At 66.5% G+C, this 24,079-nt stretch carries 20 protein-coding genes; 14 read left to right on the top strand and 6 right to left on the bottom strand.

Annotation, left to right across the window (positions count from 1 at the left end):
* The first annotated feature begins 48 nt into the window (after window positions 1-48).
* From JVX91_RS18685 to JVX91_RS18675, 3 genes are all read left to right on the top strand, one after another.
* Window positions 49-996: a helix-turn-helix domain-containing protein gene (locus JVX91_RS18685; RefSeq protein WP_205335664.1), complete on the top strand. Its 948-nt coding sequence runs from the start codon at window positions 49-51 to the stop codon at window positions 994-996.
* A 313-nt stretch (window positions 997-1,309) separates the two neighbouring features.
* Window positions 1,310-2,650, top strand: coding sequence for a hypothetical protein (locus JVX91_RS18680; protein WP_205335663.1), 1,341 nt, complete (start codon window positions 1,310-1,312; stop codon window positions 2,648-2,650).
* Window positions 2,651-2,671: 21 nt separating this feature from the next.
* Window positions 2,672-4,795, top strand: coding sequence for a methyl-accepting chemotaxis protein (locus tag JVX91_RS18675; protein WP_205335662.1), 2,124 nt, complete (start codon window positions 2,672-2,674; stop codon window positions 4,793-4,795).
* 1 nt (window position 4,796) lies between these two features.
* On the opposite strand, the gene JVX91_RS18670 is transcribed toward JVX91_RS18675, so the two are convergent.
* Window positions 4,797-5,039 carry a DUF2790 domain-containing protein gene (locus JVX91_RS18670; RefSeq protein WP_205335661.1) on the bottom strand — a complete coding sequence of 81 codons (243 nt, stop codon included), beginning with the start codon at window positions 5,037-5,039 and terminating at the stop codon, window positions 4,797-4,799.
* Between the two features lie 260 nt (window positions 5,040-5,299).
* Here JVX91_RS18670 and JVX91_RS18665 point away from each other — a divergent pair, with 260 nt between their 5' ends.
* The 10 genes from JVX91_RS18665 (at window position 5,300) to JVX91_RS18620 (ending at window position 17,288) form a co-directional block, all read left to right on the top strand.
* Window positions 5,300-6,259, top strand: coding sequence for a GlxA family transcriptional regulator (locus JVX91_RS18665; protein ID WP_205335660.1), 960 nt, complete (start codon window positions 5,300-5,302; stop codon window positions 6,257-6,259).
* A gap of 153 nt (window positions 6,260-6,412) precedes the next feature.
* Window positions 6,413-7,984, top strand: coding sequence for an aldehyde dehydrogenase family protein (locus JVX91_RS18660; RefSeq protein WP_205335659.1), 1,572 nt, complete (start codon window positions 6,413-6,415; stop codon window positions 7,982-7,984).
* Between the two features lie 57 nt (window positions 7,985-8,041).
* A complete protein-coding gene (locus JVX91_RS18655) occupies window positions 8,042-9,367 on the top strand; it encodes an acetyl ornithine aminotransferase family protein (RefSeq protein WP_205335658.1) in 1,326 nt (441 codons plus the stop codon).
* A 32-nt stretch (window positions 9,368-9,399) separates the two neighbouring features.
* Entirely contained in the window at window positions 9,400-10,182 is a 783-nt protein-coding gene (locus JVX91_RS18650; RefSeq protein ID WP_205335657.1) for an ABC transporter substrate-binding protein, read from the top strand.
* Between the two features lie 162 nt (window positions 10,183-10,344).
* On the top strand, window positions 10,345-12,423 hold the full coding sequence (locus JVX91_RS18645) for an FAD-dependent oxidoreductase (RefSeq protein WP_205335656.1): 2,079 nt from the start codon (window positions 10,345-10,347) through the stop codon (window positions 12,421-12,423).
* A complete protein-coding gene (locus tag JVX91_RS18640) occupies window positions 12,413-13,120 on the top strand; it encodes an ABC transporter permease subunit (RefSeq protein ID WP_205335655.1) in 708 nt (235 codons plus the stop codon). The genes JVX91_RS18645 and JVX91_RS18640 overlap by 11 nt, the downstream gene beginning before the upstream one ends.
* 14 nt (window positions 13,121-13,134) lie before the next feature.
* Entirely contained in the window at window positions 13,135-13,830 is a 696-nt protein-coding gene (locus JVX91_RS18635; RefSeq protein ID WP_240201780.1) for an ABC transporter permease subunit, read from the top strand.
* A gap of 18 nt (window positions 13,831-13,848) precedes the next feature.
* On the top strand, window positions 13,849-14,646 hold the full coding sequence (locus JVX91_RS18630) for an ATP-binding cassette domain-containing protein (RefSeq protein ID WP_205335653.1): 798 nt from the start codon (window positions 13,849-13,851) through the stop codon (window positions 14,644-14,646).
* Between the two features lie 72 nt (window positions 14,647-14,718).
* Window positions 14,719-16,050, top strand: a complete 1,332-nt coding sequence (locus tag JVX91_RS18625; RefSeq protein WP_205335652.1) for an aspartate aminotransferase family protein — start codon at window positions 14,719-14,721, stop codon at window positions 16,048-16,050.
* Between the two features lie 26 nt (window positions 16,051-16,076).
* Window positions 16,077-17,288, top strand: a complete 1,212-nt coding sequence (locus JVX91_RS18620; RefSeq protein WP_205335651.1) for a P1 family peptidase — start codon at window positions 16,077-16,079, stop codon at window positions 17,286-17,288.
* A gap of 36 nt (window positions 17,289-17,324) precedes the next feature.
* On the opposite strand, the gene JVX91_RS18615 is transcribed toward JVX91_RS18620, so the two are convergent.
* From JVX91_RS18615 to hpaC, 3 genes are all read right to left on the bottom strand, one after another.
* Entirely contained in the window at window positions 17,325-18,197 is an 873-nt protein-coding gene (locus JVX91_RS18615) for a MurR/RpiR family transcriptional regulator (RefSeq protein ID WP_205335650.1), read from the bottom strand.
* A gap of 863 nt (window positions 18,198-19,060) precedes the next feature.
* On the bottom strand, window positions 19,061-19,993 hold the full coding sequence (gene catA, locus JVX91_RS18610) for a catechol 1,2-dioxygenase (RefSeq protein ID WP_205335649.1): 933 nt from the start codon (window positions 19,991-19,993) through the stop codon (window positions 19,061-19,063).
* 48 nt (window positions 19,994-20,041) lie between these two features.
* Window positions 20,042-20,563, bottom strand: coding sequence for a 4-hydroxyphenylacetate 3-monooxygenase, reductase component (gene hpaC / locus JVX91_RS18605; protein WP_081519852.1), 522 nt, complete (start codon window positions 20,561-20,563; stop codon window positions 20,042-20,044).
* Window positions 20,564-20,828: 265 nt separating this feature from the next.
* On the opposite strand from hpaC, the gene JVX91_RS18600 reads away from it, so the two are divergent.
* On the top strand, window positions 20,829-21,455 hold the full coding sequence (locus JVX91_RS18600; protein WP_205335648.1) for a response regulator: 627 nt from the start codon (window positions 20,829-20,831) through the stop codon (window positions 21,453-21,455).
* Window positions 21,456-21,470: 15 nt separating this feature from the next.
* Here the strand turns inward: JVX91_RS18600 and JVX91_RS18595 are convergent, their stop codons facing one another.
* Window positions 21,471-22,466, bottom strand: coding sequence for an asparaginase (locus JVX91_RS18595; protein ID WP_205335647.1), 996 nt, complete (start codon window positions 22,464-22,466; stop codon window positions 21,471-21,473).
* 90 nt (window positions 22,467-22,556) lie between these two features.
* Complete coding sequence (locus JVX91_RS18590; RefSeq protein ID WP_205335646.1) at window positions 22,557-23,999, bottom strand: alanine/glycine:cation symporter family protein; 1,443 nt, start codon at window positions 23,997-23,999, stop codon at window positions 22,557-22,559.
* Window positions 24,000-24,079 lie beyond the last annotated feature (80 nt).

Here is a 24,079-nt window from a genome sequence, read left to right as displayed (position 1 = left end):
GCGCGCCAGCACTGACCGATACTCGGCGCACAACCGAGGTGAACCGCGATGACCGGCATAGCCCGCCACCAGGCAACCGACTCCGATGAACTGGCCTGCGCCCTCGCCGGCTGGAGCCAGGACTACACCCAGCTCGGCCACGGCCGCCTGCAGGCGGAGCTGCTGCATGTTCAGTTGCCCGGCGCCTCGCTGATCTACGAACACTCCAACCTGCACCTGCACGAGAACATGGCGCCGCCCGCCGGACACCTGGTGATAGGTATTCCGCTGCGCGCCAGCGCCGATTCGCGCTTCAACGGCCAGGCCCTGCACGACGACACCCTGCTGGTGCTCGAAGGCGGCCGCGAGCTGGAAATCTGCGCCGCCGGGGAAATCCACATGCTCGGCCTGACCTTCAGCCAGCCGCAGCTGGAACGCCTGCTCGGCGCCGAAGAGCGCGAACTGTTCGAGCGCGCGCTGTCCGAGCGTCGTCTGCAACTTTCGCCGACCGGTGCGGGGGAGCTACGGCGCAGCCTGTGCGACGCCCTCGCCGCCTTCGAGGGTGAGCCGTGGCGGGTGGACGACCCACAACAGGCGGGCCATGCCGTCGCTCTCGTGCTGAGCCACGTGCTACAGGCACTGGAGGAAATCCTCCCCGGCAATGACCGTGGGGGCGCGCCGCGCTCGCTGCAGCAGCATCGCCGACTGGTGCTGGCGGCCATCGAGCGCATGCAGGCCGATCTCTCCGAGCCGCTCTCGCTGCTGGAGCTGAGCCAGAGCCTGAATACCAGCCAGCGCACTTTGCAGTACTGCTTCCGGCAGATCTGCCAGAGCACGCCGCAGCAGTTCTTCCTCAGCCTGCGCCTGGCAGAAGCGCGGCGCCGACTCAAGCAGGAGCCGCGGCAGAGCATCACGAACCTGGCACTGGACCTGGGCTTTGCCAGTTCCAGTCATTTTTCGACCTTGTACAAGCGGTTGTATGCGGAGCAGCCGTCAGTGATTTCAAGAGCACGCTGAGCGTTCTGGAAGACACTCTTGCTCCCTCTCCCTAACCCTGGCTACGCGCCCCGCTCCGAAGGGAGAGGGGACTGTCCGGAGCAGGATGATGCGGTGGTTCCAGCTGGCACGGGCGGCCCCCTCTCCCTTCAGGGAGAGGGCTGGGGAGAGGGGCCTTCAGCACGCTCGAGGATCACCGGCATCCAGCCAACCCATCTGGCAACCACACCCAATCACTTGGCAGACACACGCAACGGCACAGGGCCAGCCCTTACTTAGCATCGGCAGAAGTCACATCCCCCCAATCGACAATAACGAAACGGATGCCTTCACCATGACCCACGCCGCCGTGCTGCGCCCCACCCTGCTCGCCCTGCTCATCGCCGGCGCCAGTAGCTCCGCCAGCGCCTACCAGCTGTACGCCACCGACGACACGCACCTGAACGCCGACCTCTCGGCGACCTTCGGGCTGTTCCACAGCCAGGAGCGCTACAACATGACCGGCACGCTGGATGAAGGCTCGTCCTCCTGGCAGGAGGGCTTCATCAAGTACGGCCTGAGCGGCGACCAGAAACTCGGCGGCGCGGGCACCGTCTACGGCGCGTTCAACCTGCTCAGCTCCGGCACCTGGGGCGACGGTGACGCCGCTGGCTTCAGCGATGGTTCCGAGCGCACCACCAAGATCGAGGACGCCTATGCCGGCTGGCGCTCTGGCGGCCTATTCCCGGTACTGGGCGATGACGGCATTGACCTCTCCTTCGGCCGCCAGAACATCGTGGTCGGCGACGGTTTCCTGATCGACGGTGACGCCCTGAACATGGGCAAGGGCCTGGCCGATGGTGAATACAACCGTGGCGGTGGCTACTACCTGGCGGCACGTCGCGACTTCGACGAGACCGCCGTGCTGCGCATCGGCGGCAAGGAAGGCTGGCGTGGCGACCTGATGCGTCTGAAATCCGATAACCGCGCGCAAGCCAACTCCGAGCTGTACGTCGCCACCCTCGAGCACGTCGCCCCGGAAGCCACTTTCGGCCTGACCTACATCGACGTCACCGACGTCGACGAGCGCTACGCCTCGCCCATCCAGCTCGACCGCAAGGACATGAAGACCTACAGCCTGCGCGGCACCGGCAATGCCGGCGTGGAAAACCTGTTCCTCTCCGGCGAATACGCCTGGCAGGACAAGCGCGACGCCCAGTACAGCGACGACACCGCCAATGCCTGGTACCTGGAAGCCGGCTGGACCTTCTCCGACGTCAGCTGGAAGCCCTACATCAGCTACCGCTTCAGCCGCTTCTCGGAAGGCTACGACACGCTCTTCTACGGCTTCAGCCGCGGCTTCGGCACCTGGTTCCAGGGCGAGGTGGCAGGTAACTACTCCGGGCCGTTCAACAACAACACCCGCGTGCACAACGTCGGCGCCAAGGTCACCCCGCTGGAGAACCTCTCCATCGGCGCGCAGTTCTTCGACTTCCACACCCTGGATACCGACCTGGGCAACACCGACGGCCGCGAGCTGGACCTCTACGCCGAGTGGGCGATCAACGAGCACCTGGTGATCATCCCGCTGGTGGGCCTGTACCAGCCGAAGAAAAGCGCGGCCGAAGGCGGCACCCAGATCGGCAACGACAACAGCAACCTGTACAGCCAGCTGTTGTTCTCCACCACCTTCTGATCCGACAAAAGCGAGCCCGCCATGCCCAGCCTCCTGACCTCGATCCAGGGCCGCATCACCTGGCTGGCGGGCCTCTGCCTGATCCTTGTCGCCAGCGTCCTGATCGGCCTCTCGCTGTACCAGGCGCGCCAGGACAGCCGCACCATCCAGCACGACAGCGGCGAACTCTTCGCCGTTGCCGCGCGGCACCACCTGGAAATCCAGGGCCAGGTACAGGCCCTGCTGATCCGCGAGCGCCTGCAGAACAACCTGCTGCTCGGCGAAGGCCTGCTGCGCACCGTGCAGACCCTGCGCGAGCAGCAGCGCCGGGGCGTCCTCGATCCCGCCGCGCTGCGTACGGCGCTCAATCATTCGATGGCCGACACGCTTGGCGCGCACCCGGAACTGCTCGGCCTGTTCCTGGTGTTCCAGCCCGATGCGCTGGACGCCGCCGACAGCCAGTTCGCCGCCCGCGAAGACCTGGGCAGCAACGAGACCGGCCGCTTCGCCCTCTACCTGCTGCAGAGCGGCAAGGAGACCCAGCGGGTGATCGGCACCGAGCAAGTCCTCGGCGACACCACGCCCGGCCCCAGTGGCCAGCCTTACAACGCCTTCTTCACCTGCTCCACCGGGCACGCCCGCCCCTGCGTGCTCGACCCCTATTTCGACGAAGCCTCCGGCCAGCGCCGGCTGGTCACCAGCGTCACCCTGCCGCTGCTGGAAAACGGCAAGGCGATTGCCGCGGTGGGTTTCGACATCGACCTGGCGGCCCTGCAACAAAGCAGCGCAGATGGCAGCCGCAGCCTGTTCGACGGCCAGGGCCGCATCCGCATCCTCAGCCCCAACGGGCTGGTCGCCAGCGACAGCGGCGATGCCTCGAAGCTGGGGCAGAAATTCGACGACCAGGCCGTCCTCGCCGAGATTGCCGCCGGGCGCTCGCAATCCAGCGACGACGGCGAATCCATCAGCGTGCTGCACAGCCTGGCACCGGTGCCGGACGCCGCACCCTGGGGCATCCTGCTCAGCGTGCCGCGCACGGTGATGCTCGCCCCGGCGGAGCGCCTGAAGAGCACGCTGGACGATCTGCGCTGGAAAAGCACGGCCCTGGAAACCGGCGTCGGCATCGCTGCCGGGCTGCTCGGCATGCTGCTGGTAGCGCTGACCGCGCTCGGCATCAGCCGGCCGATCCTGCGCCTGGCGCGCATGCTCGAAGACATCGCCGACGGCGAAGGCGACCTCACCCGTCGGCTCGATTACCCTCGCAGAGATGAACTGGGCCGCCTGGCCACCGCCTTCAATCGCTTCCTCGACAAGCTGCAACCGAGCATCGCCGCCGTGCAGTCAGCAACCCGCGAGGCGCACTCCACCGCCGACCGCTCCGCGCAGATCGCCCGGCAGACCAGCGACGGCATGCAGCAGCAATTCCGCGAGATCGATATGGTCGCCACTGCCTTGCAGGAAATGTCCGCCACCGCCCAGGATTCGGCCCGCAGCGCCGCTCGCGCCGCCGAAGCCGCGCGCACCGCGGAACAGGCCTGTGATGATGGATTCCGCACGCTCGACGCCACCAACAGCGGCATCGACCTGCTGGCCGCCGGCATGCACCAGGCCATGGCCGAGCTACAGCAACTGGCGGCGAGCAACGAACAGATCGGCTCGATCCTCGAAGTCATCTGCGGCATCGCCGCGCAGACCAACCTGCTCGCCCTCAACGCCGCCATCGAAGCGGCGCGCGCGGGCGATGCCGGGCGCGGCTTCGCGGTGGTCGCGGACGAAGTGCGCGGGCTGGCCCGGCGCACCCAGGAGTCGGTCGAGGAAATCCGCAACGTGATCGAGAACCTGCAGGCGCGCGGCCATTCGGTCACCCAGGCGATGCAGGGCAGCTTCAGTCAGGCCCAGGGCAACGTCGATCAGGCGCGCCAGGCCATCGACGCGCTACGCCGCATCGGCGAGGCGGTGAACCTGATCAGCGAAATGAACCTGCAGATCGCCAGCGCGGCGGAGGAACAGAGCAGCGTCGCCGAGGAGATCAACCGCAACATCGCCGGCATCCGCGACGTCACCCAGACCATTTCCGATCACGCACAGCAGGCCGCCGGCGCGAGTCGTTCATTGAACGAACTGGCCAGCCGGCAGCAGGGATTGGTGGAACAGTTCCGCGCCTGACTCAGATGTCGCTGCAGCGCGGGGTCTGGCGCAGGTACTTGACGGTGTGCTGCTGGCCCTGGGAATCCAGGTAGACCATGGTGGCCTGGCTGACTTCGCAGCGCTCGTTGGGTTGGGAAATGCTCAGCACCTTGGCCACGTCCAGCGGCATGCCGTAGTGGTAGACGGCGGCATCGTCAGCGAAGGCGGTGAAGGACAGCAGCAAGGCGGGGATGGCGAACAGCGCGCAAAGGGTGGATTTCATGGCAGGAACCTCAGGGATCACGCGGGTCGCGTCGATCGTGGCCCACAGCCATAAATTTAGCCGATGGGCTCTTTTGCACACAGAGCGACTTCGACAATGCATTTCTGCTGATCGCGCAACAATGGTGTCTCGTGACTGCGCCTGGCGAGCGATTGTGACGCCCGCTGTGGGCTGATTGGCAGTATTCGCACCCTCCATGCATTTGCGGCCACGCGCGTCCCCCGCAAGAATGAACGCCATCGATCGGATCGGGAGGCGCCATGAAGCGCGTGGCCATGCTGCTGTTCCCCGGCGTGCAGGCGCTGGACGTTTCCGGCCCGCTGGATGTGTTCGCCGAGGCCAATGCCTTCGTACCCGCAGGCCAGGGTTACCAGGTGATTACCCTCGCCGCGGCGGCACTGCCGTTGCGCGCCTCCAACGGGCAACTGCTCGGCGCGGACTTCAACCTCGCTCAAGGCCACGGCGGCGCCGATATCCTGCTGGTGCCGGGCGGGCCGAAGCTGCCCGAACAATCGCCCACCAGCGAGTTGCTCGACTGGCTGCGCACGGCCTGCGCCCAGGCACCGCGCTTCGGCTCGATCTGCACCGGTGCCTTCCTCCTTGGCCACGCCGGATTGCTGGACGGCAAGCGCGTGACGACGCACTGGAGCGATGCCCGGCGACTGGCGGAATTGTTCCCGCTGGCACAGGTCGAGCCGGACCGCATCCATGTCCGCGATGGCGCGTTGGTGACCTCGGCGGGCGTGACCGCCGGCATCGACCTGGCGCTCGCTTTGGTCGCCGAAGATCACGGCGCCGGCGTGGCGCTGTCCGTCGCCAAGCGCCTGCTGGTGGTCGCCCAGCGCCAGGGCGGGCAATCGCAATTCAGTCCCTTCCTCCAGGCGCCGGCCGATGAGGCTTCGCCAGTGGCGCGTATCCAGCGCTATGTGCAGGAGCACCTGGATCAGCCACTGGGCGTGCCGCAACTGGCCGCCGAAGTAGCCATGAGCCCGCGCAGCTTCGCCCGCACCTTCGTGCGCGAAGCGGGCGTGACACCGGCCGAGTTCGTCCAGCGCGCACGCATCGACGCCGCGCGGGGACTGCTCGAAGGTGGTGATCTCGCGCTGAAGGTGATCGCCTGGCGCTGCGGTTTCGGTAGCCCGGCACGCATGCGCCTGGTGTTCGTGCAACGCCTCGGGGTGACGCCCAGCGAGTACCGCGAGCGCTTCCGCCGCGCCTGATCGTCCCACCTCCTGCGCCCAGCCTCATCCCGGTCTGCTCGCCGCTGAATCATACAAATGATTCACTTGACTCGTTAATGATTCAAGTGTTTCATCTAGCACGCAACGTCACCACCTGATCGCCGTACCGCCCGGTACGTGAGGACAATAACAATGAGCGACTTCAAGCTGACCTATTCGACCATGTACTCCCCACCCGCCGAGCTGCACGAACGCTTCGAGCGGGCGCTGGCGGAAGTGAAGGCCGACCTGGGTCGCGACCATGGCCTGTTCATCGATGGCCAGGACGTTTTCGCCGCGGCGCCGCTGCAGAAGCACAGCCCGATCGACCAGCACTGGCTACTCGGGCGCTTCCACGTCGCCGACCACAGCCAGGTCGACGCCGCCCTTGCCGCTGCCCGCCGTGCCTTCCCCGCCTGGCGCGCGACGCCCTGGCAGCAGCGCGTCGCGCTGATGCGCCGGGTAGCCCGGCTGATCGAGGAACGTGTTTACCGCATCGCCGCCGCGGTCTGCCTGGAAACCGGCAAGAACCGCATGGAAGCCCTGGGCGAGGTACAGGAAACCGCGGTGTTCTTCGATCACTACAGCGACCTGCTGGAGCAGAACCAGGGCTTCGACTTCACCCTGCCCAATGACCCGGTCAGCGGCTACACCAGCCGTAACCGCAGCATCCTCAAACCCTACGGCGCCTGGGTGGTGATCGCGCCTTACAACTTCCCCTTCGCCCTGGCCGGCGGCCCCACCAGCGCCGCGCTGGTCACCGGCAATTGCGTGGTGCTCAAGGGCGCCAGCGAAACCCCGTGGTCCGGCCGCCTGCTCGCCGAGTGCCTGCGCGACGCGGGTATTCCCGATGGCGTGTTCAACTACCTGTGCGGCAGCGGCCGGGTCACCGGGCAAGCGTTGGTGGATCACCACGACACCGCCGGGATCACCTTCACCGGCTCCTACGAAACCGGCATGAACATCGCCCGTGCGCAGTTGGCGCGGCCGTATCCGCGCCCCTGCATCGCCGAGATGGGCGGCAAGAATGCGGTGATCGTCAGTCGCCACGCCGACTTGAGCCGCGCCGCCGTCGGCATCGTCCGCTCGGCCTTTGGCTTGCAGGGGCAGAAGTGTTCGGCGCTGTCGCGCATCTACGTCGAGGACGCGGTTGCCGATGCGCTGATCGAGCGGCTGGTCGCCGAGATCACCAACATCCGCATCGGCGATCCGGCGGACCGCGCCAACTGGATGGGCCCGGTGACCACACCAGCGGCCTACGAGGACTACAGCCAGTACAGCGCCGAGTTGCAGCAGCACGGCGCGCGCCTGCTGGCCGGTGGCGAGCAGTTGCGCGGCGAAGGTTTCGCCAACGGCCTGTATTGCGCACCGACCCTGGCCGAGGCACCGCTGGATCATCCGCTATGGCAGGTCGAGATGTTCCTGCCCATCGCCATGCTCGGCCGCGTTGCCGACCTCGACCAGGCGATGCGCGAAGCCAACGACAGCCCCTACGGCCTGACCGCCGGCTTCTATGGCAGCGAGGAAGAAACCGACTGGTTCTTCGAGCACATCGAAGCCGGCGTCACCTACGCCAACCGCCCACAGGGCGCCACCACCGGCGCCTGGCCGGGCTACCAGCCCTTCGGCGGCTGGAAGGGCTCGGGAAATACCGGCAAGGCCATCGCCTCGTTCTACTACCTGCCGCAGTACCTGCGCGAACAATCCCAGACCCGCGTCGACTGATGCTGCCCGGCGCCCGCCGTGGCGCCGCACTATCCCCACCGATTTCAGGAGTGTTCCATGTCCAGCCCGCACCTCGTCACCGCCCTGCCCGGCCCCAAGGCCCAGGCCATGATCGACCGCGACAGCGCCGTCGTCTCGCCGTCCTACCCGCGCGACTACCCCTTCGTCATGAGCCACGGCCGTGGCGCGGAAGTATGGGACGTCGACGGCAACCGCTTCCTCGACTTCGCCGCCGGCATCGCCGTGTGCTCCACCGGCCATAGCCATCCGCAGGTGGTCGAGGCGGTGAAGAACGCCGCCGACAAGTTCCTGCACATTTCCTCGGACTACTGGCACGAGGAGCAGATCCGCCTGGCCGAAACCATCAACCGCCTGGCGCCCTTCGGCGAGCCGGCGATGACCTTCTTCTGCAACTCCGGCACCGAGGCCGTGGAAGGCGCGTTGAAGCTGGCACGCTACGTTACCGGCCGGCAGCGCTTCATCGGCTTCATCGGTGGCTTCCACGGTCGCACCATGGGGTCGCTGTCGTTCACCGCGAGCAAATACACTCAGCAGGCCGGCTTCTTCCCCGGCATGCCCGGCGTCACCCACATCCCCTACCCGAACAACCTGCGGCCGCTGCTGGCCGGCGTGGACCAGGGCGAGGCCGTGCTGAATTACCTGGAGAACGTGCTGTTTCAGAGCAACGTGCCGGCCCACGAAGTCGCCGCGATCCTGCTCGAACCGATCCAGGGCGAAGGCGGCTACCTGCTGCCGCCGGAAGGCTTCCTCTCCGGCCTGCGCGCGCTGTGCGACCGCCACGGCATCCTGCTGATCGCCGACGAGGTGCAATCCGGCGCGGGGCGCACCGGCAAGATGTTCGCCTGCGAACATTGGGGCCTGAGGCCCGACATCGTGACCATGGCCAAGGGCCTGGGCTCCGGCCTGCCGATCGGCCTGGTGGCGGCGAAGAAAACCCTCATGCAGCAATGGAAGCGCGGCGCCCACGGCAACACCTACGGCGGCAACCCGCTGTGCTGCGCAGCGGCCTCGGCGACCCTGGAGCTGATCGAGAACGGCTATATGCAGAACGCCGCCGAGATGGGCGAGTACCTGCTGCAAGGCCTGCGCGAACTGCAGCGACGCTACCCGGAGCTGATCGCCGACGTGCGCGGCAAGGGCCTGATGATCGGCGTCGAGCTGGTCACCGACAGCCACAGCCGCAAGCCGGCCCGCGAATTCGCCGACCGTCTGCTGCACAACGCCTGGCGCCAGGGCCTGCTGCTGCTCACCTGCGGCGTCAGCACCCTGCGCCTGATGCCACCGCTGATGATCGACCGCGCCACCTGCGACGAAGCCCTGGCGCTGCTCGACGCCGCCATCGAACAAACCCTGGGCGCCTGAGCGCGCCCGTTTTGCCTACCGAGGAAGCAACGATGAAAAGATTGCACGGATTCATGGCACTCGCACTGAGCCTGGGACTGCTGAGCGGCACGGCCCAGGCCAAGCAATGGACGGAAATCCGCATGGCCACCGAGGGCGCCTACGCGCCCTTCAACGAGATGGGCCCGGACGGCAAGCCCAAGGGCTTCGACGTGGACGTCGGCAACGCGCTCTGCGCGCAGCTCAAGGCCCAGTGCGTGTGGAGCATCCAGGACTGGGACGGGATGATCCCGGCGCTGCTGGCCGGCAAGTTCGACGCCATCGTCGCCTCGATGACCATCACCCCGGAGCGCGAACAGAAGATCGCCTTCACCGACAAGTACTACAGCAGCAACGTGCAGATCATCGCCAAGGCTGGCACACCCTACGACGCCGCCAAGCCGGAAACGCTGAAAGGCGTGCGCCTGGGCGTGCAGCGCGAAACCACCCACGAGCGTTACGCCAAGGACGTGCTGGCCAAGGCCGGCGCGGAGGTCGTCAGCTACCCGTCGCTGGAAGAGGCCTACATGGACCTGGGCAATGGCCGTCTCGACGCCACCCTGCAGGACACCATCCCCGGCCTCGAGGGCTTCATCAAGAAACCCCAGGGCCAGGGCTTCGCGCTGGTCGGCGAGCAGGTCAGCGACCCCGCCTACTTCGGCGCCGGCCAGGGCATCGGCCTGCGCAAGGAAGACCAGGACCTGCGCAAGGCGCTCGACCAGGCGCTGGCGGAAATCATCCGCAATGGCACTTACGAAAAACTGCGCAAGCAGTACTTCGACGTGCCAATCCTCTAACAGGAGCGCACGTAGGGCGAATAACCGCTCGCGGTTATCCGCCGTGCTCTTGCAGCGGTGACGGCGGCGGATAACGCGTGCCGCGCTATCCGCCCTACGGCCTGAGCCCAAACGACAACAACAAGAAAGATCGGCCCGCTCGCCGGGCCGCAGGAGACTCGCGTGTCCCGTGATCCCCGTTACGACATTCTTTTCGAGCCGCAGCGCATCGGCCCGGTCATCGCGAAGAACCGCTTCTTCCAGGTGCCGCACTGCAATGGCATGGGCTGGACCCAGCCGCGCGGACTCGCCGAGCTGCGCCGGGTCAAGGCCGAAGGCGGTTGGGGCGTGATCTGCACCGAAGAGGTGGAGATCCACCCCACCAGCGATTGCTCGCCGTACCACGAGGGTCGGCTGTGGAGCGACCTCGACATCCCCGCGCTGGCCCTGATGGCCGACGCGGTGCACGAGTACGGCGCGCTGGCCGGCATCGAGATCATGCACCACGGCCCGTCCTGCGCGAACTACGACAGCCGCGAAGTGCCCATCGGCCCGTCGCACCGGCCGATCACCTACTACTCGCCGGTGCAGGCGCGGGCGATGAGCAAGAGCGACATCCGCGAACTGCGCCAGTGGCATCGCCAGGCGGCGCTGCGCGCCAAGCGCGCGGAGTTCGACCTGGTCTACGTCTACGCCTCCCACGACCTCGGCCTGCCGATGCACTTCCTGCAACGGCGCAAGAACGACCGCAGCGACGAATACGGCGGCAGCCTGGAAAACCGCGTGCGCCTGCTGCGCGAACTGATCGAGGACACCAAGGAAGCGGTCGGCGACCGCTGCGCCGTGGCCGTGCGCCTGGGCGTGGAGGAACTGCTCGGCCCGGACGGCATCGTCAGCGCCGAGGAAGGCCGCGACATCATCGCCATGCTCGCCGAGCTGCCCGACCTGTGGGACGTCAACGTCAGCGCCTGGAGCAATGACAGCGTCACCTCGCGCTTCAAGAAAGAGGGCTACCAGGAAGAACACACCGCCTTCGTCAAATCCCTGACCAGCAAGCCGGTGGTGGGTGTCGGTCGTTTCACCTCGCCGGACACCATGGTCAGCCAGATCCGCCGGGGCGTGATGGACTTCATCGGAGCGGCGCGGCCGTCGATTGCCGACCCGTTCCTGCCGAACAAGATCGAGCGCGGCGACATCGACGACATCCGCGAATGCATCGGCTGCAACATCTGCGTCTCCAGCGACTACAGCAGCAGCAACCTGCGCTGCACGCAGAACCCGACCATGGGCGAGGAATGGCGCCGTGGCTGGCACCCGGAGAAGATCCCCGCGCGCGGCTCGGACAATACTGTGCTGGTGGTCGGCGCCGGCCCGGCCGGGCTGGAAGCGGCCCTGGCCGCCGCGCGCCGTGGCTATGAGGTGCATCTGGCGGAAGCCACCGCCGAACTCGGCGGCCGCGTGACCCGCGAAGCCGCCCTGCCCGGCCTGCGCGAATGGGCGCGGGTGCGTGACTGGCGCGTTGGCCAGCTGCAACCGATGGTCAACGTCAGCCTCTACCTGGACAGCCCGCTGACCGCCGCGGACATCCGCGACTTCGGCGCCGGCCACGTGGCCATCGCCACCGGCTCGCGCTGGCGTCATGACGGCGTCGGCCGCGCCAACGGCTGGGCGGTGCCGGGCTTCGAGGCTGGGCGCGTGTTCAGCCCCGACGACCTGATGGCCGGGCAGCGCCCGCAGGGACCGGTGGTGATCTTCGACGACGACCACTACTACATGGCCAACGTGCTCGCCGAGCGCTGCGTCGAATGGGGCCTGCCGGTGACCCTGGTGACGCCCGCCGTGCAGGTCGCCAGCTGGAGCAGCAACACCCTGGAGTCCACCGCCATCCTGCGCCGGCTGCTGGAGCTGGGCGTGACCATCGTGCGCCATCACAACGTCGCTGGGTTCGACGGGGAAAGCGTCGAGCTGGTCTGCGAGATCACCGGCCAGCGCCAGCGTATGGCCTGTCGCGGGCTGGTCAGCGTGACTGCGCGGCTGCCGCAGGACGCGCTGTTCCTCGAACTGCAGGGCGAGCCCGACGCCCTGCGCGAGGCGGGCATCCAGACCTTGCGCCTGATCGGCGACGGCCTGGCGCCGGCGACCATCGCGGCGGCGGTCTACCAGGGCCACAAGTACGCGCGCTACCTGGACAGCGACGAGTCGCCCTACGACTACCGCCGCGAACTGCCGCTGATCGCACGGAGCGCAAGCCATGCCGACTGAATCGAGCGAGCTGCTGTACGGCTACGCCGACAGCATCCTGCACGGCACGCTGATCACCCTGCAGGTCGGCCTCGGCTCCCTGGCGGTGGCCGTGGTGCTTGGCCTGCTGGTGGCCGCCGGGCGGCTGTCCCGCGGGCGGCCACTGGCCTGGACGGCGACCGCCTTCACCACGCTGATGCGCAGCGGCCCGGACTTCGTCTGGCTGCTGTTCCTCTACTACGGCGGACAGACCGCGCTGAACCTGATCACCCAGCACTACGGCATGCCACAGGTGGAGATCAACTCCTTCGTCGCCAGTGTCATCGTGCTCGGGGTGATCTATTCGGCGTACCTCGCGGAGACCTTCCGCGGCGCCTTCCTGGCCGTCGACAAAGGCCAGGCGGAGTCCGCCCAGGCCTATGGTTTCAGTCGCCTGCAGACGTTCTTCCACATCGTCTTCCCGCAGATGATGCGGTTCGCCCTGCCGGGTATCGGCAACAACTGGCTGGTGATGCTCAAGGCCACGGCGATCACCTCGATGGTCAGCCTCAACGAGCTGATCTTCCTCTCCCGCGCCGCCGGCAAGGCCACCGGCCACAGCCTGGAGCTGCTGCTGGTGGCCGCGCTCATCTACCTGCTGCTGAGCACCGTGTCGGTCCTCGTGCTGCGTCTGCTGGCCGCGCGCTATGCCGCCGGCAGCAAGGAGATCACCCTGTGAACTGGCAACTCGTGCTGGATAACCTGCAACTCTTCCTGTTCAGCGACGGCAGCCGCACAACCGGCCTGCTGCTGACCGTGCAGCTGTTCGTCGTCGCCCTGGCGTTCGGCCTGGCGCTGGCGATTCCGTTGTCGCTGCTGCGTGCCTCCAGCAATCCCTGGCTGCGGACGCCGGTCTGGCTGTTCACCTACGTGATGCGTGGCACGCCGCTGCTGGTGCAGATCTACATCGTCTACTTCGGCCTCGCCGAGATCGGCTGGATTCGCCACAGCTGGGCCTGGCAGTACCTGCGCGAAGCCTACATCTGCGCCTGGCTGGCGCTGGGCCTGAACACCGCCGCCTATACCATCGAGATCCTCGCCGGCTGCATCCTCAAGACCTTCCACGGGGAGATCGAGGCGGCGCGGGCGATGGGCATGACGCGCTGGGCGCAGATGATCCACATCGTGCTGCCGGGCGCCATGCGCCGGGCGATTCCGGCCTACAGCAACGAGGTGATCCTGACCCTGCACTCCACCGCGCTGGCCTCCAGCATCACCCTGCTCGACCTGGCCGGCGTCAGCCGTTCGATCAGCATGCGCTACGCCTCGCCCTACGAGGCCTACATCGCCGCGCTGATCCTCTACGCGCTGTTCACCAGCCTGATCTTCCTGATCTTCCGTTTCGCCGAACGCCGCTGGCTCGCCTACCTGCGCCCGCGCGCCGCCTGACACTTCCGGAGCCCCGACATGCCAACCCTGCAGGTCAACGACATCCACAAACGCTACGGCGACCACGAAGTGCTCAAGGGCGTTTCGCTGGTGGCCAACCCCGGTGACGTGATCACCCTGATCGGCTCCAGCGGATCGGGCAAGAGCACCTTCCTGCGCTGCCTGAACCTGCTGGAGCGCCCCAACGCCGGCGAGATCATCTGGGACGGCCAGCCACTGGCGATGAAGCGCCAGCGCGACGGCAGCCTGCACGCCAGCGACAGTCGCCAACTGCAACGCCTGCGCACGCAGTTGGCGATGGTGTTCCAGAACTTCAACCTGTGGGCCCACCTGAGTGTGCTGGACAACGTCATCGCCGCGCCGATGCGCGTCCAGGGCCTGTCCCGTGCCCAGGCCACCGAGAAGGCGCTGAGCTGCCTGCGCAAGGTGCACATGGATCCGGAGCGTTTCGCCCGCAGCTACCCCGCACAGCTTTCCGGTGGCCAGCAGCAGCGCGTCGCCATCGCGCGCGCCTTGGCGGTGGACCCGGAAATGATCCTGCTCGACGAGCCCACCTCGGCGCTGGACCCGGAGCTGGTCGGCGAAGTGCTCGGAGTCATCAAGGGCCTGGCCAGCGAAGGCCGCACGATGATCATGGTCACCCACGAAATGGGCTTCGCCCGCGATGTCTCCAGCGAAGTGATCTACCTGCACCAGGGCCGCATCGAGGAACAGGGACCGCCTTCGCGACTGTTCCAGGCGCCGCGCAGCGAGCGGCTGAAAACCTTCCTCAGCGGCGCCCTGCAACGCGGCAGCAGCAGCTTGGCTTGCGCCTGAAAATGAAACACTTGATTCATATGAAACACTCTTGAATCAAGCGCGAATCCTGCACGGACAAGGACATTACGCATGACGCACATCTTCCATCGCACCCCCGCACAGCCCTTGCAGGTCGCCCTGCGCGGCGAAGGCTGCTACCTGTTCGACGCCCACGGCCGGCGCTACTTCGACGGCTCCGGCGGCGCCGCCGTGTCCTGCCTGGGCCACGGCCACCCGGCGGTGATCGCCGCGATCCGCGAGCAGATGGACAAGCTCGAATACGCCCACACCAGCTTCTTCACCAGCGAACCCGCCGAGCGCCTGGCGAGCCTGCTGGCCAGCCAGAGCCCGGCCGAGCTGGGCAACGTCTACTTCCTCTCCGGTGGTTCCGAGGCCATGGAAGCGGCGCTGAAGATGGCCCGCCAGTTCCACGTCGAGAACGGCGAACCGCAGCGGGTACATTTCGTGTCGCGGCGACAGAGCTACCACGGCAACACCCTCGGCGCGCTCGCCATCGGCGGCAACCTGCCCCGGCGCAAGCTCTACGAGCCGATGCTGATGCCAACCACCCAGGTCTCGCCGTGCTATCCGTACCGCTACCGCCAGGCCGGGGAAAGTGACGCGGACTACGTCTCCCGCCTGGTCGCCGAGCTGGAACAGCACCTGCTGGAACTCGGCCCCGAAACGGTCGCCGCCTTCGTCGCCGAAACCGTGGTGGGCGCCACGTCCGGCGCGCTGGAGCCGCTGCCCGGCTACCTCAAGGGCATGCGCGAAGTGTGCGACCGCCATGGCGTACTGCTGATCCTCGACGAAGTCATGTGCGGCATCGGTCGCACCGGCCATTACCACGCGTTCAGCGTCGAGGGCGTAGTGCCCGACCTGCTCACCCTGGCCAAGGGCCTGGGCGGCGGCTACCAACCGATCGGCGCGGTCCTGGCCAGCGACCGCGTGGTCGGCACCATCACCCGTGGCAGCGGCAGTTTCCAGCACGGCCACACCTACATCGGCCATCCGCTGGCCTGCGCCGCGGCGCTGGCGGTACAGCGGGAAATCATCGAACAGAACCTCTGCGCCCAGGTGCGCCAGCGCGGCGAATTCCTCCGTGGGCAGTTGCAGGAGCGCTTCGCCCACCACCCGCACGTCGGCGAGATCCGCGGTCGCGGGCTGTTCCAGGCCATCGAACTGGTGCGCGATCGCGACAGCGCCGAGCCCTTCCCCGCCAGCCAGCGCCTGCATGCGCGGATCAAGCAGGCGGCGCAATCGCGCGGGCTGATCTGCTACCCGTCCGGCGGCACCATCGACGGCGTCAATGGCGACCATGTTCTGCTCGCGCCGCCCTTCATCAGCAGCGAGGAACAGTTGCACGACGCCGTGGCCGTGCTCGCCGGCGCGCTCGACGAAAGCCTTTCCAGCCTCACCTGACCCACAACAACAAGACGAGGACAATCATGAAAGCTGTCATCACTCCCCTCGCGGTACTCGCCGCCGGCGTGCTGCTGAGCCTGGGTGCCCAGGCCGACGCTCCGCGCGCCCGCGACCTTGGCGTGCCGTTCGAGGGCACGCCGGGCAAGCTCAACGCCATCACCGATATCGCCGGCGTGGAAGTCGGCCAGGTCACCCTGATCAGTGGCGAAGGCGCGCTGAAGGTCGGCAAGGGGCCGGTGCGCACCGGTGTCACCATGGTCCTGCCGCGCGGCCGTGACTCGGTGAAGCCGGTCAATGCCGGCTTCTTCAACCTCAACGGCAACGGCGAGATGACCGGCCAGTCCTACCTGCAGGACTTCGGCTTGTCCTACGGGCCCATCGGCATCTCCAACACCAACGCCATCGGCCCGCTCTATGCGGGCATCACCCAGTGGTCCGCGCAGCAGAACGGCAGCGCGATCTGGCCGGTGGTGGCGGAAACCTGGGACGGCAATCTGAATGACCTGGAGGGTTTGCACGTCACCCCGCAGCACGCCGTGAAGGCCATCGAGGCGGCGCGTTCGGGCGCGGTCGCCGAAGGCAATGTCGGTGGCGGCACCGGGATGATCTGCTTCGGCTTCAAGGGCGGCATCGGCACCGCCTCGCGGGTCGTCACGGTTGATGGGAAGGACTACACCGTGGGTGTGCTGGTGCAGTGCAACACCGGCCTGCGCGAGACCCTGCGGGTGGCCGGTACACCGGTGGGACATGAGCTGGCGCAGAAATGGCTGGGCTGCTATCGCCCCGACCTCGCCGCCAAGGACAAGACGCCGCGCTGCCAGACCTCCGGCGAAGGCGGCAAGCCAAGCAAGGACCAGGGCTCGATCATCATCGTGGTCGGCACCGACGCGCCACTCTCACCGACACAGCTCAACCGCGTGGCGCGCCGCGCCTCCATGGGGCTGGCGCGCCTGGGCTCGTTCGCCGGCAACCAGTCGGGGGACATCATCGTCTCGTTCTCCACCACCGGAGCGGCCAACGACCCCGAGGAAGAAAAGCCGGCGAACACCGTGCTGTTCCCCAACGGCCTGATCGACCCGCTGTTCCAGGCCACGGTCGACGCTACCGAGGAGTCCATCACCAACGCGCTGGTCGCCGCCCGGGACATGACCGGTATCGATGGCTATCAGGTCTATGCTTTGCCGCATGACGCGCTGAAGTCGATCCTCGGCAAGTACAACCGTCTCGCCAAGTAACCCTTCCGCCAGCGCCCTCGTGGCGCTGGCCTCCCCTCACGCCTTGTCGATGTAGACCTGAAAGCTCTTGAGCTGCGCCTCGCTGTTGGCGATCTCGCGCAGGCTGTCTTCGTTGCTGTTGGCCACCAGCAGTCCGGCCAGGGTCTGCGACACCGCCAGCGCCGGCACCACCGAAGGAAACAGCGACGGTGTCGAGTTGCGCACCACGATCAGCACGTCGGACGGCGCGGCGATAGGCGACACCGGGCTGTCGGTGATCGCCACCACCTGCGCACCGCGTTCGCGGGAGAACTGCACCGCGCGCAACGCATCCTGGGCATAGGGGTGGTAGCTGAAGGCGACCAACGCGTCGTCCGGGCCGATGCGCCGCAGTTCATCGGCAAACGATCCGCCAATACCGCTGAGCAGCGTGGTGTTGTTGAGGAACATGCCGCACACGTAGCTGAAGTAATACGCCGCCGGGAACAGGCTGCGCAGGCCGACCACGTAGATGTGCTTGGCATGGGTAAGCAAGGCATGGGCGGCGAGTATCTGCTCGTGGCGCTCGGCGCTGAAGGTTTCCTCCAGGTTGCCCAGTTCGGTGTGCAACATCTCGGCGATCAGGCCGGTGTTCTGGTCATCGTGGGAACGCTTGCGCAGCGCGTCGGCACGCCGCGAAAACGGCGAGTCACGCTCGGTCAGCCAGCCACGATAGATCTGCCGGAAATCCTCGTAGCTGTCGAAGCCCAGCTGCCGCGCCAGGCGCAGCATCGAGGCCGGCTGCAGCTTGGCCTTGGCGGCGACGGTGCGCATCGACTCCAGCGCGATCTCGTTGGGGTGATCGAGGACGAAGCGCGCGGCGCGTTGCAGGGTGGGTGAAAGGCTCGGAAAACTGCTCTCGATATGCTTGTCGATCTGGGGCTTGTCCATCGAACCTTCCGTCTGTTCCCAAGGGGACAACTTTAGCATGGGCAACGCCCGGATCGATGAGGCCAAGGAGGACAAATGCTCGACGTTCAAGGGAGCGGACCGCGGAAGTGGATTTGGGAAAAGCGGGCATGGCCAGCTCTCCAGTGCCCCCTGCAGAATCGCTGCAAGGCCCTTCGCGGATAAGATCCGCTCCTACGGCCAGCCGGAGAGCTCGGAGGTTAGGGCGAAAGGCTCTTGATCTTGTAGGAGCGGAGCTTCTCCGCGAACAGCGGGCATGGCCCGCTCTCTAGCACTCCGCGTGGAATCGGCGCGAGGCCCTTCGCGGATAAGATCCGCTCCTACAGCCAACCAGAAAGCTCCGAGGCTGGGGCGAAAGGCTCTTGATCCTGTAGGAGCGGAGCTTCTCCGCGAACAGCGGGCATAGCCCGCTCTCTAGTGCCACGCGTGGGATCGGCGCAAGGCCCTTCGCGGATAAGATCCGCTCCTACGGCCAGCCGGAGAGCTCGGAGGTTGGGGTGAAAGGCTCTTGATCTTGTAGGAGCGGAGTTTCTCCGCGAAGAGCGGGCATAGCCCGCTCCCTAGCGCCCCGCGTGGAACCGGTGCAAGGCCCTTCGCGGATAAGATCCGCTCCTACAGTCAGCCGGAGAGTTCGGAGGTTGGGGTGAGAGGCTCTTGATCCTGTAGGAGCGGAGCTTCTCCGCGAACAGCGGGCATAGCCCGCTCCCTAGCGCCCCGCGTGGGATCGGTGCAAGGCCCTTCGCGGATAGGATCCGCTCCTACGAGTCAGCCGGAGAGTTCGGAGGTTGGGGTGAGAGGCTCTTGATCCTGTGGGAGCGAGCAAGCTCGCTCCCACAGGATCAAGGTCAGGCTTGCTGCAGCGCGCGGGGGCGGTTGCTGCGGTCTTCGGCGCCAGCACTCACAGCCTGCTGCAGCTGGAAATCGAACTCGATCTCGGCGAAGCGCCCTTCCACACCTCGCGCCTTGGCCGCTGCGGCGTCTTCGACGAAACGCACCTCGCCGATCAGCCCGTCACGGGTGGCGTAGGCGAAGTCGTCCCACAGGTACTGGTCGCCGGCCAGGTTGATCTGCGTGGTCAGGTGGCGATGCCCCGGCGCGGAGATGAAGAAGTGGATATGCGCCGGACGCTGGCCGTGGCGGCCGAGCTGATTCAGCAGCTCCTGGGTCGGGCCGTCCGGCGGGCAGCCGTAGCCGCTGGGCACGATGCTGCGGGCTTGGTAGCGACCTTCGGCGTCGGTGACGATGCGCCGGCGCAGGTTGTACTCGGACTGGGTGCTGTCGAAGTACGAATAGGTACCGTTGGTGTTGGCGTGCCAGAGGTCGACCACCGCGCCGGCCAGCGGCTTGCCGTCGAGGTCGAACACGCGGCCGGAAAGGAACATCACGGTGCCCGCATCCTGGCCGTCATCCATCCGCGCTTCACCTTCGGACAGCGGCGCACCCGCCACGTACAGCGGGCCTTCGATGGTGCGCGGGGTACCGCCTTCGATGCCGACCGCTGCGTCCTGTGCATCCAGCAGCAGGTCGAGGTAGTGCTCGATGCCCAGGCCGGCGACCACCAGGCCCGCTTCCTGGCGGGCGCCCAGGCGGTTGAGGTAGTCCACGGCTTTCCAGAACTCGTCGGGGGTGACGTTCATGTCTTCGATGAGCTTCGCGGTGTCCTGCAGGATTCGCAGGACGAGGTTCTTCACCCGCGGGTTGCCAGCGTCGTTCAGGGCGCCACTGGCTTCTTTGAAGAAGGTCTGGATATCGGCAGTCCGGGAAATCTTCAGGGTCACGGTGAATCACCTCGTTCTTGTTATTGATCTCGAAAACGGCAGGGGGAATCAGCTCGCGCAGCGCACGGCTTCGCGGTCGACGCGGTGGAACACGCGATTGAAGTACACCAGGCTGTCCTGGCGCTCGCGCACGGCGACCTTTTCCAGCTCGACGAACATCACGGTGTGCGAGCCGACTTCCTTGCAGTCGCTGATCCGCCCTTCCAGGCTGACCAGCGCCTGGCGCAGCACCGGCAGGCCGGCGTAGCCGTCGTCCCAGAGGTCCCAGGTGAAGCGCTCTTCCATGGACACCTTGGTCATCCCGGCGAAGTGCTTGGCCAGCTCTTCCTGCTCGCCACAGAGCACGTTGACACACAGGTGCCCGTTGCTGCGGAACACGTCGTGGGTGGCGCTGCCGCGGTTGACGCAGACCAGCACGGTGGGTGGCGAATCGGTGACCGAGCAGACCGCGCTGGCGGTGATGCCGCAGCGGCCTTCCGGGCCGTTGGTGGTGATGATGTTCACCGCCGCCGGCAGTTGCGCCATGGCGTTGCGGAAATCGATCTGGGTCTGGCTGAGGGTGTTGGCCATTTTCTCGCCCCTTGTGCTGGAGTGGCCGGCACGCCCGGCCTTTCTTGTATGGGGCCAGCGTAGGGCAGCACGGGGGCGCGCCATATTCAGACGATCACCACGCTTGGGGGTGGTCGCCGCTAGTCATCTAGGTGGTTTCTTTATCGTCAGCCCAGGCGACTATGGGTATGCTCCGGGTCATGCCATTGCGGCGACCGGGCTCGAGCCCGGCGTACGCGGCCTACGTGCAGCTCTACAACGATAAAAAATACAGTGGCAACGCCTGATGGAAGCTCGAAAACCCGTGGTCTACATCGTCGACGACGATAAGGACCTGCGCACCTCCCTCGCCTGGCTGCTCGAATCGGTCAGCATCGAATCGCTGTGTTTCGGCGGTGCCGAGGAGTTCCTGCGCGAATACGACCCCAAACTCCCCGCCTGCCTGGTGCTCGACGTGCGCATGCCCGAGACCAGCGGGTTCCAGTTGCAGGAAATGCTCAACGACAAGGGCATCGCCCTGCCGACCATCTTCGTCACCGCCCACGGCGACATTCCCATGTCGGTGAAGGCGATGAAGAACGGCGCGCTGGATTTCGTCGAGAAGCCCTACAACCCGCAGCAGATGCTGGATCGCATCCAGGCCGCGCTGAAAAGCGCTGTGCAGGTGCACGCCGGGCAGGAGCAGAAGCAGGTTCTGCAGCACAAGCTCGACCTGCTGACCGGGCGGGAACGGGAAATCCTGATGATGGTGGTGGACGGCAAGGCCAGCAAGGTCATCGCCCGCGAGCTGAACATCAGCGTCAAGACCGTCGATGTGCACCGCACCAAGATCAAGGAAAAGATGGGCGTGAGCAGCATCGCCATGCTGGTGCGCGAAGTGCTCAACGTGCCGCTGGAAGAATCGCGCCCCTGACCGGGGCGCTTTCCCTTATTTCGTTTCGACGCGTTCGCCGCACAGATCGAGGGCGAACAGACGCTCCGTCTCGGCCGGCGCCAGACCGCTGCCGATCAGGCTGAACAGCTTGCCCAGCGCGGCTTCGCGGGTCATGCCACCGCCGGAAAGCAGGCCCGCATCGCGCAGGCGGCTGCCCGCGGCATAGACGTCGAACGCCACGTGCCCCTGCGGGCATTGGCTGATCGCAGCCAGCACCACGCCGCGAGCGTGAGCCTCACGCAATACTGCCAGCAGTTCCTCGTTATCCGACGGACCAGTACCGCTGCCGTAGCACTCCAGCAGCAACGCCTGTACCCCACTGCCGAGCAGCGCACGCAGGTGCTCGGCGCGCAGGCCGGGGAACAGCGGCAGCACCGCGAGGTTCACTGGTTGGCGCGGCTGGCGGTAATCCAGTTCGGAGGGAAGCGACTGCACACGCTCACCTTTGCGCTCACGCGGCAACACGGCAAAGGCATCGAAGGCCTCGCTGCGCAGCTTGGTGACGCGGGCGCCGTGCATCATCGCACCGTTGAAATACAACCAGACACCTGGCTCGACACCGGCTTCCAGTGCCTTCAGCGCGCCCAGCAGGTTCGCCGGCGCATCGCTGCCCGGCGCACCCATCGGCTGCATGGAGCCAGTGAGTACCACGGGCACGTCCAGCCCCAGGAGCAGGAACGACAGCGCGGCCGCGCTATAAGCCAGGGTGTCGGTGCCGTGCAGCACCAGCACGCCGTCGTGGCCGCCCTGCTCCACCGCGCCGACGATGGCGTCACGCATGGCCAGCCAGTTGGCCTGGGTCATGTTGGCGCTGTCGAGCAGCGGTTGCAGTTCGCTGAAGGACCAGTCGAGGTGAATCTCGCCGTGGCCATGCAGCTGTTCGCGCATGCGAGCTTCGAAGCCGCCAGCCGGCGCCAGGCCTTCGGCGGTCTGCAGCATGCCGATGGTGCCGCCGGTATAGAGGACGAAGAGGTTCTTCACTCGACGCATGCCAGTGCTCTTGAAGGAAAGTCCACAGGATAAACCGCGAGGCCGGGAGAAGTCCCGGCCTCGCGTGTCAGACCTTGGTCCGAGGATGGATCAGCCTTGGGCAGGCAGGCTGCCGTGGGCCGGAGCGGTCGAATTGATCTTGTGCGCGTCACGCCAGGCATCGTGGTCGATGTCCAGGTCGGCAAACTTGCTGGCGTCGAACACCGGGCGCTCGATACCGGCGCGGCGCTGCTCGTCGTAGTCGCGCATCACGCGCAGGCCAGTCTTGATCAGCATCGCCAGGGCCACCAGGTTGACGAAGGCCAGGCAAGTCATGGTGATATCGGCGAAGGCGAACACGGTGCCCAGGTTCTGCATCGAGCCCCAGAGAATCAGGCCCAGCACCAGCACGCGGAAGGCGATCAGCGCGGAGCGGCTGCGGCCGACGATGAACTGCAGGGCGTTCTCGCCGAGGTAGTAGTTGTAGGTGATGCAGGTGAACACGAACAGCGACAGCGCGACGCTGACGAAGATACGGCCCCAGTCACCGACCACGGCGGCCAGCGAGTTCTGGGTCAGGGTGATGCCGTCGCCCTCGAAGCCGGGGGTGTAGAAGCCCGAGAGCAGGATCAGCAGCGCGGTGCAGGTGCAGATGACGAAGGTATCGAGGAACACGCTGAACGCCTGGACCACGCCCTGCGACGCCGGGTGGCGCACGGCGGCGACCGCGGCCACGTTCGGCGCACTGCCCAGGCCGGCTTCGTTGGCGAACACGCCGCGTTTCACGCCCATCACGATAGCCGCGCCCAACAGGCCGGCGAAGGCCGGCTCAAGGCCGAAGGCGCTCTTGACGATGGTGGTCAGCATGCCCGGCACCAGTTCGATCTGGGTGACGATTACGTACAGGGTCACGGCGATGTAGGCCAGGGTCTTGACCGGCACCAGCAGGTCGGAGACGGCGGCGATGCGCTGGATGCCGCCGAAGAACACGATGGCCAGCAGCACGGCCAGGGCGATGCCCGAGTACAGGACCGGGATGTCGAAGGCGTTCTGCAGCGAGTGGGTCACGGTGAAGGCTTGCAGGCCGTTGAAGGCGAAGCCGTATGTGACCAGCAGCAGGACCGCGAAGGTCAGCGCCATCCAGCGCAGCTTCAGGCCGTGCTGGATGTAGTAGGCCGGGCCGCCACGGTACAGGCCGTCGCCGTCGCTGCGCTTGTAGACCTGGGCCAGGGTGCACTCGAAGAAGCTGCTGGACATGCCCACCAGCGCGGTGACCCACATCCAGAACACGGCGCCCGGGCCGCCGAGGGTAACGGCAATGCCGACACCGGCGATGTTACCGGCGCCCACACGGCCGGCGAGGCTCAGCATCAGGGCCTGGAACGAGCTCAGCTGACCGGATTGGCCGCGGATCGATTCCTTGAACACGCCGAACATGTGGCCGAAGTGACGGAACTGGACGAAACGGGAGCGGATGGTGAAATACGCACCGAGTCCGACGATGAGAACGATGAGGACTTTCCCGGACAGGAAATCGTTGATCGCGTCGAGCATGTGTTGGGACCTCGATTGTTATTGTGGGAGCACGGACCGGGGGCTGGTCCGCTCACTGGGGGCGCATGGTTGCGTCCGAA

This window comes from Pseudomonas sp. PDNC002, assembly GCF_016919445.1.
Taxonomy (GTDB): Bacteria; Pseudomonadota; Gammaproteobacteria; order Pseudomonadales; family Pseudomonadaceae; genus Pseudomonas.
This window is presented reverse-complemented; position numbering and strand designations above follow the sequence as displayed.

Bases quoted from the DNA above. Each gene is read 5' to 3' on its own strand.
- JVX91_RS18685 (WP_205335664.1), top strand. From the start codon at position 49: ATGACCGGCATAGCCCGCCACCAGGCAACCGACTCCGATGAACTGGCC.
- JVX91_RS18680 (WP_205335663.1), top strand. From the start codon at position 1,310: ATGACCCACGCCGCCGTGCTGCGCCCCACCCTGCTCGCCCTGCTCATC.
- JVX91_RS18675 (WP_205335662.1), top strand. From the start codon at position 2,672: ATGCCCAGCCTCCTGACCTCGATCCAGGGCCGCATCACCTGGCTGGCG.
- JVX91_RS18670 (WP_205335661.1), bottom strand. From the start codon at position 5,039: ATGAAATCCACCCTTTGCGCGCTGTTCGCCATCCCCGCCTTGCTGCTG.
- JVX91_RS18665 (WP_205335660.1), top strand. From the start codon at position 5,300: ATGAAGCGCGTGGCCATGCTGCTGTTCCCCGGCGTGCAGGCGCTGGAC.
- JVX91_RS18660 (WP_205335659.1), top strand. From the start codon at position 6,413: ATGAGCGACTTCAAGCTGACCTATTCGACCATGTACTCCCCACCCGCC.
- JVX91_RS18655 (WP_205335658.1), top strand. From the start codon at position 8,042: ATGTCCAGCCCGCACCTCGTCACCGCCCTGCCCGGCCCCAAGGCCCAG.
- JVX91_RS18650 (WP_205335657.1), top strand. From the start codon at position 9,400: ATGAAAAGATTGCACGGATTCATGGCACTCGCACTGAGCCTGGGACTG.
- JVX91_RS18640 (WP_205335655.1), top strand. From the start codon at position 12,413: ATGCCGACTGAATCGAGCGAGCTGCTGTACGGCTACGCCGACAGCATC.
- JVX91_RS18630 (WP_205335653.1), top strand. From the start codon at position 13,849: ATGCCAACCCTGCAGGTCAACGACATCCACAAACGCTACGGCGACCAC.
- JVX91_RS18625 (WP_205335652.1), top strand. From the start codon at position 14,719: ATGACGCACATCTTCCATCGCACCCCCGCACAGCCCTTGCAGGTCGCC.
- JVX91_RS18620 (WP_205335651.1), top strand. From the start codon at position 16,077: ATGAAAGCTGTCATCACTCCCCTCGCGGTACTCGCCGCCGGCGTGCTG.
- JVX91_RS18615 (WP_205335650.1), bottom strand. From the start codon at position 18,197: ATGGACAAGCCCCAGATCGACAAGCATATCGAGAGCAGTTTTCCGAGC.
- hpaC (WP_081519852.1), bottom strand. From the start codon at position 20,563: ATGGCCAACACCCTCAGCCAGACCCAGATCGATTTCCGCAACGCCATG.
- JVX91_RS18600 (WP_205335648.1), top strand. From the start codon at position 20,829: ATGGAAGCTCGAAAACCCGTGGTCTACATCGTCGACGACGATAAGGAC.
- JVX91_RS18595 (WP_205335647.1), bottom strand. From the start codon at position 22,466: ATGCGTCGAGTGAAGAACCTCTTCGTCCTCTATACCGGCGGCACCATC.
- JVX91_RS18590 (WP_205335646.1), bottom strand. From the start codon at position 23,999: ATGCTCGACGCGATCAACGATTTCCTGTCCGGGAAAGTCCTCATCGTT.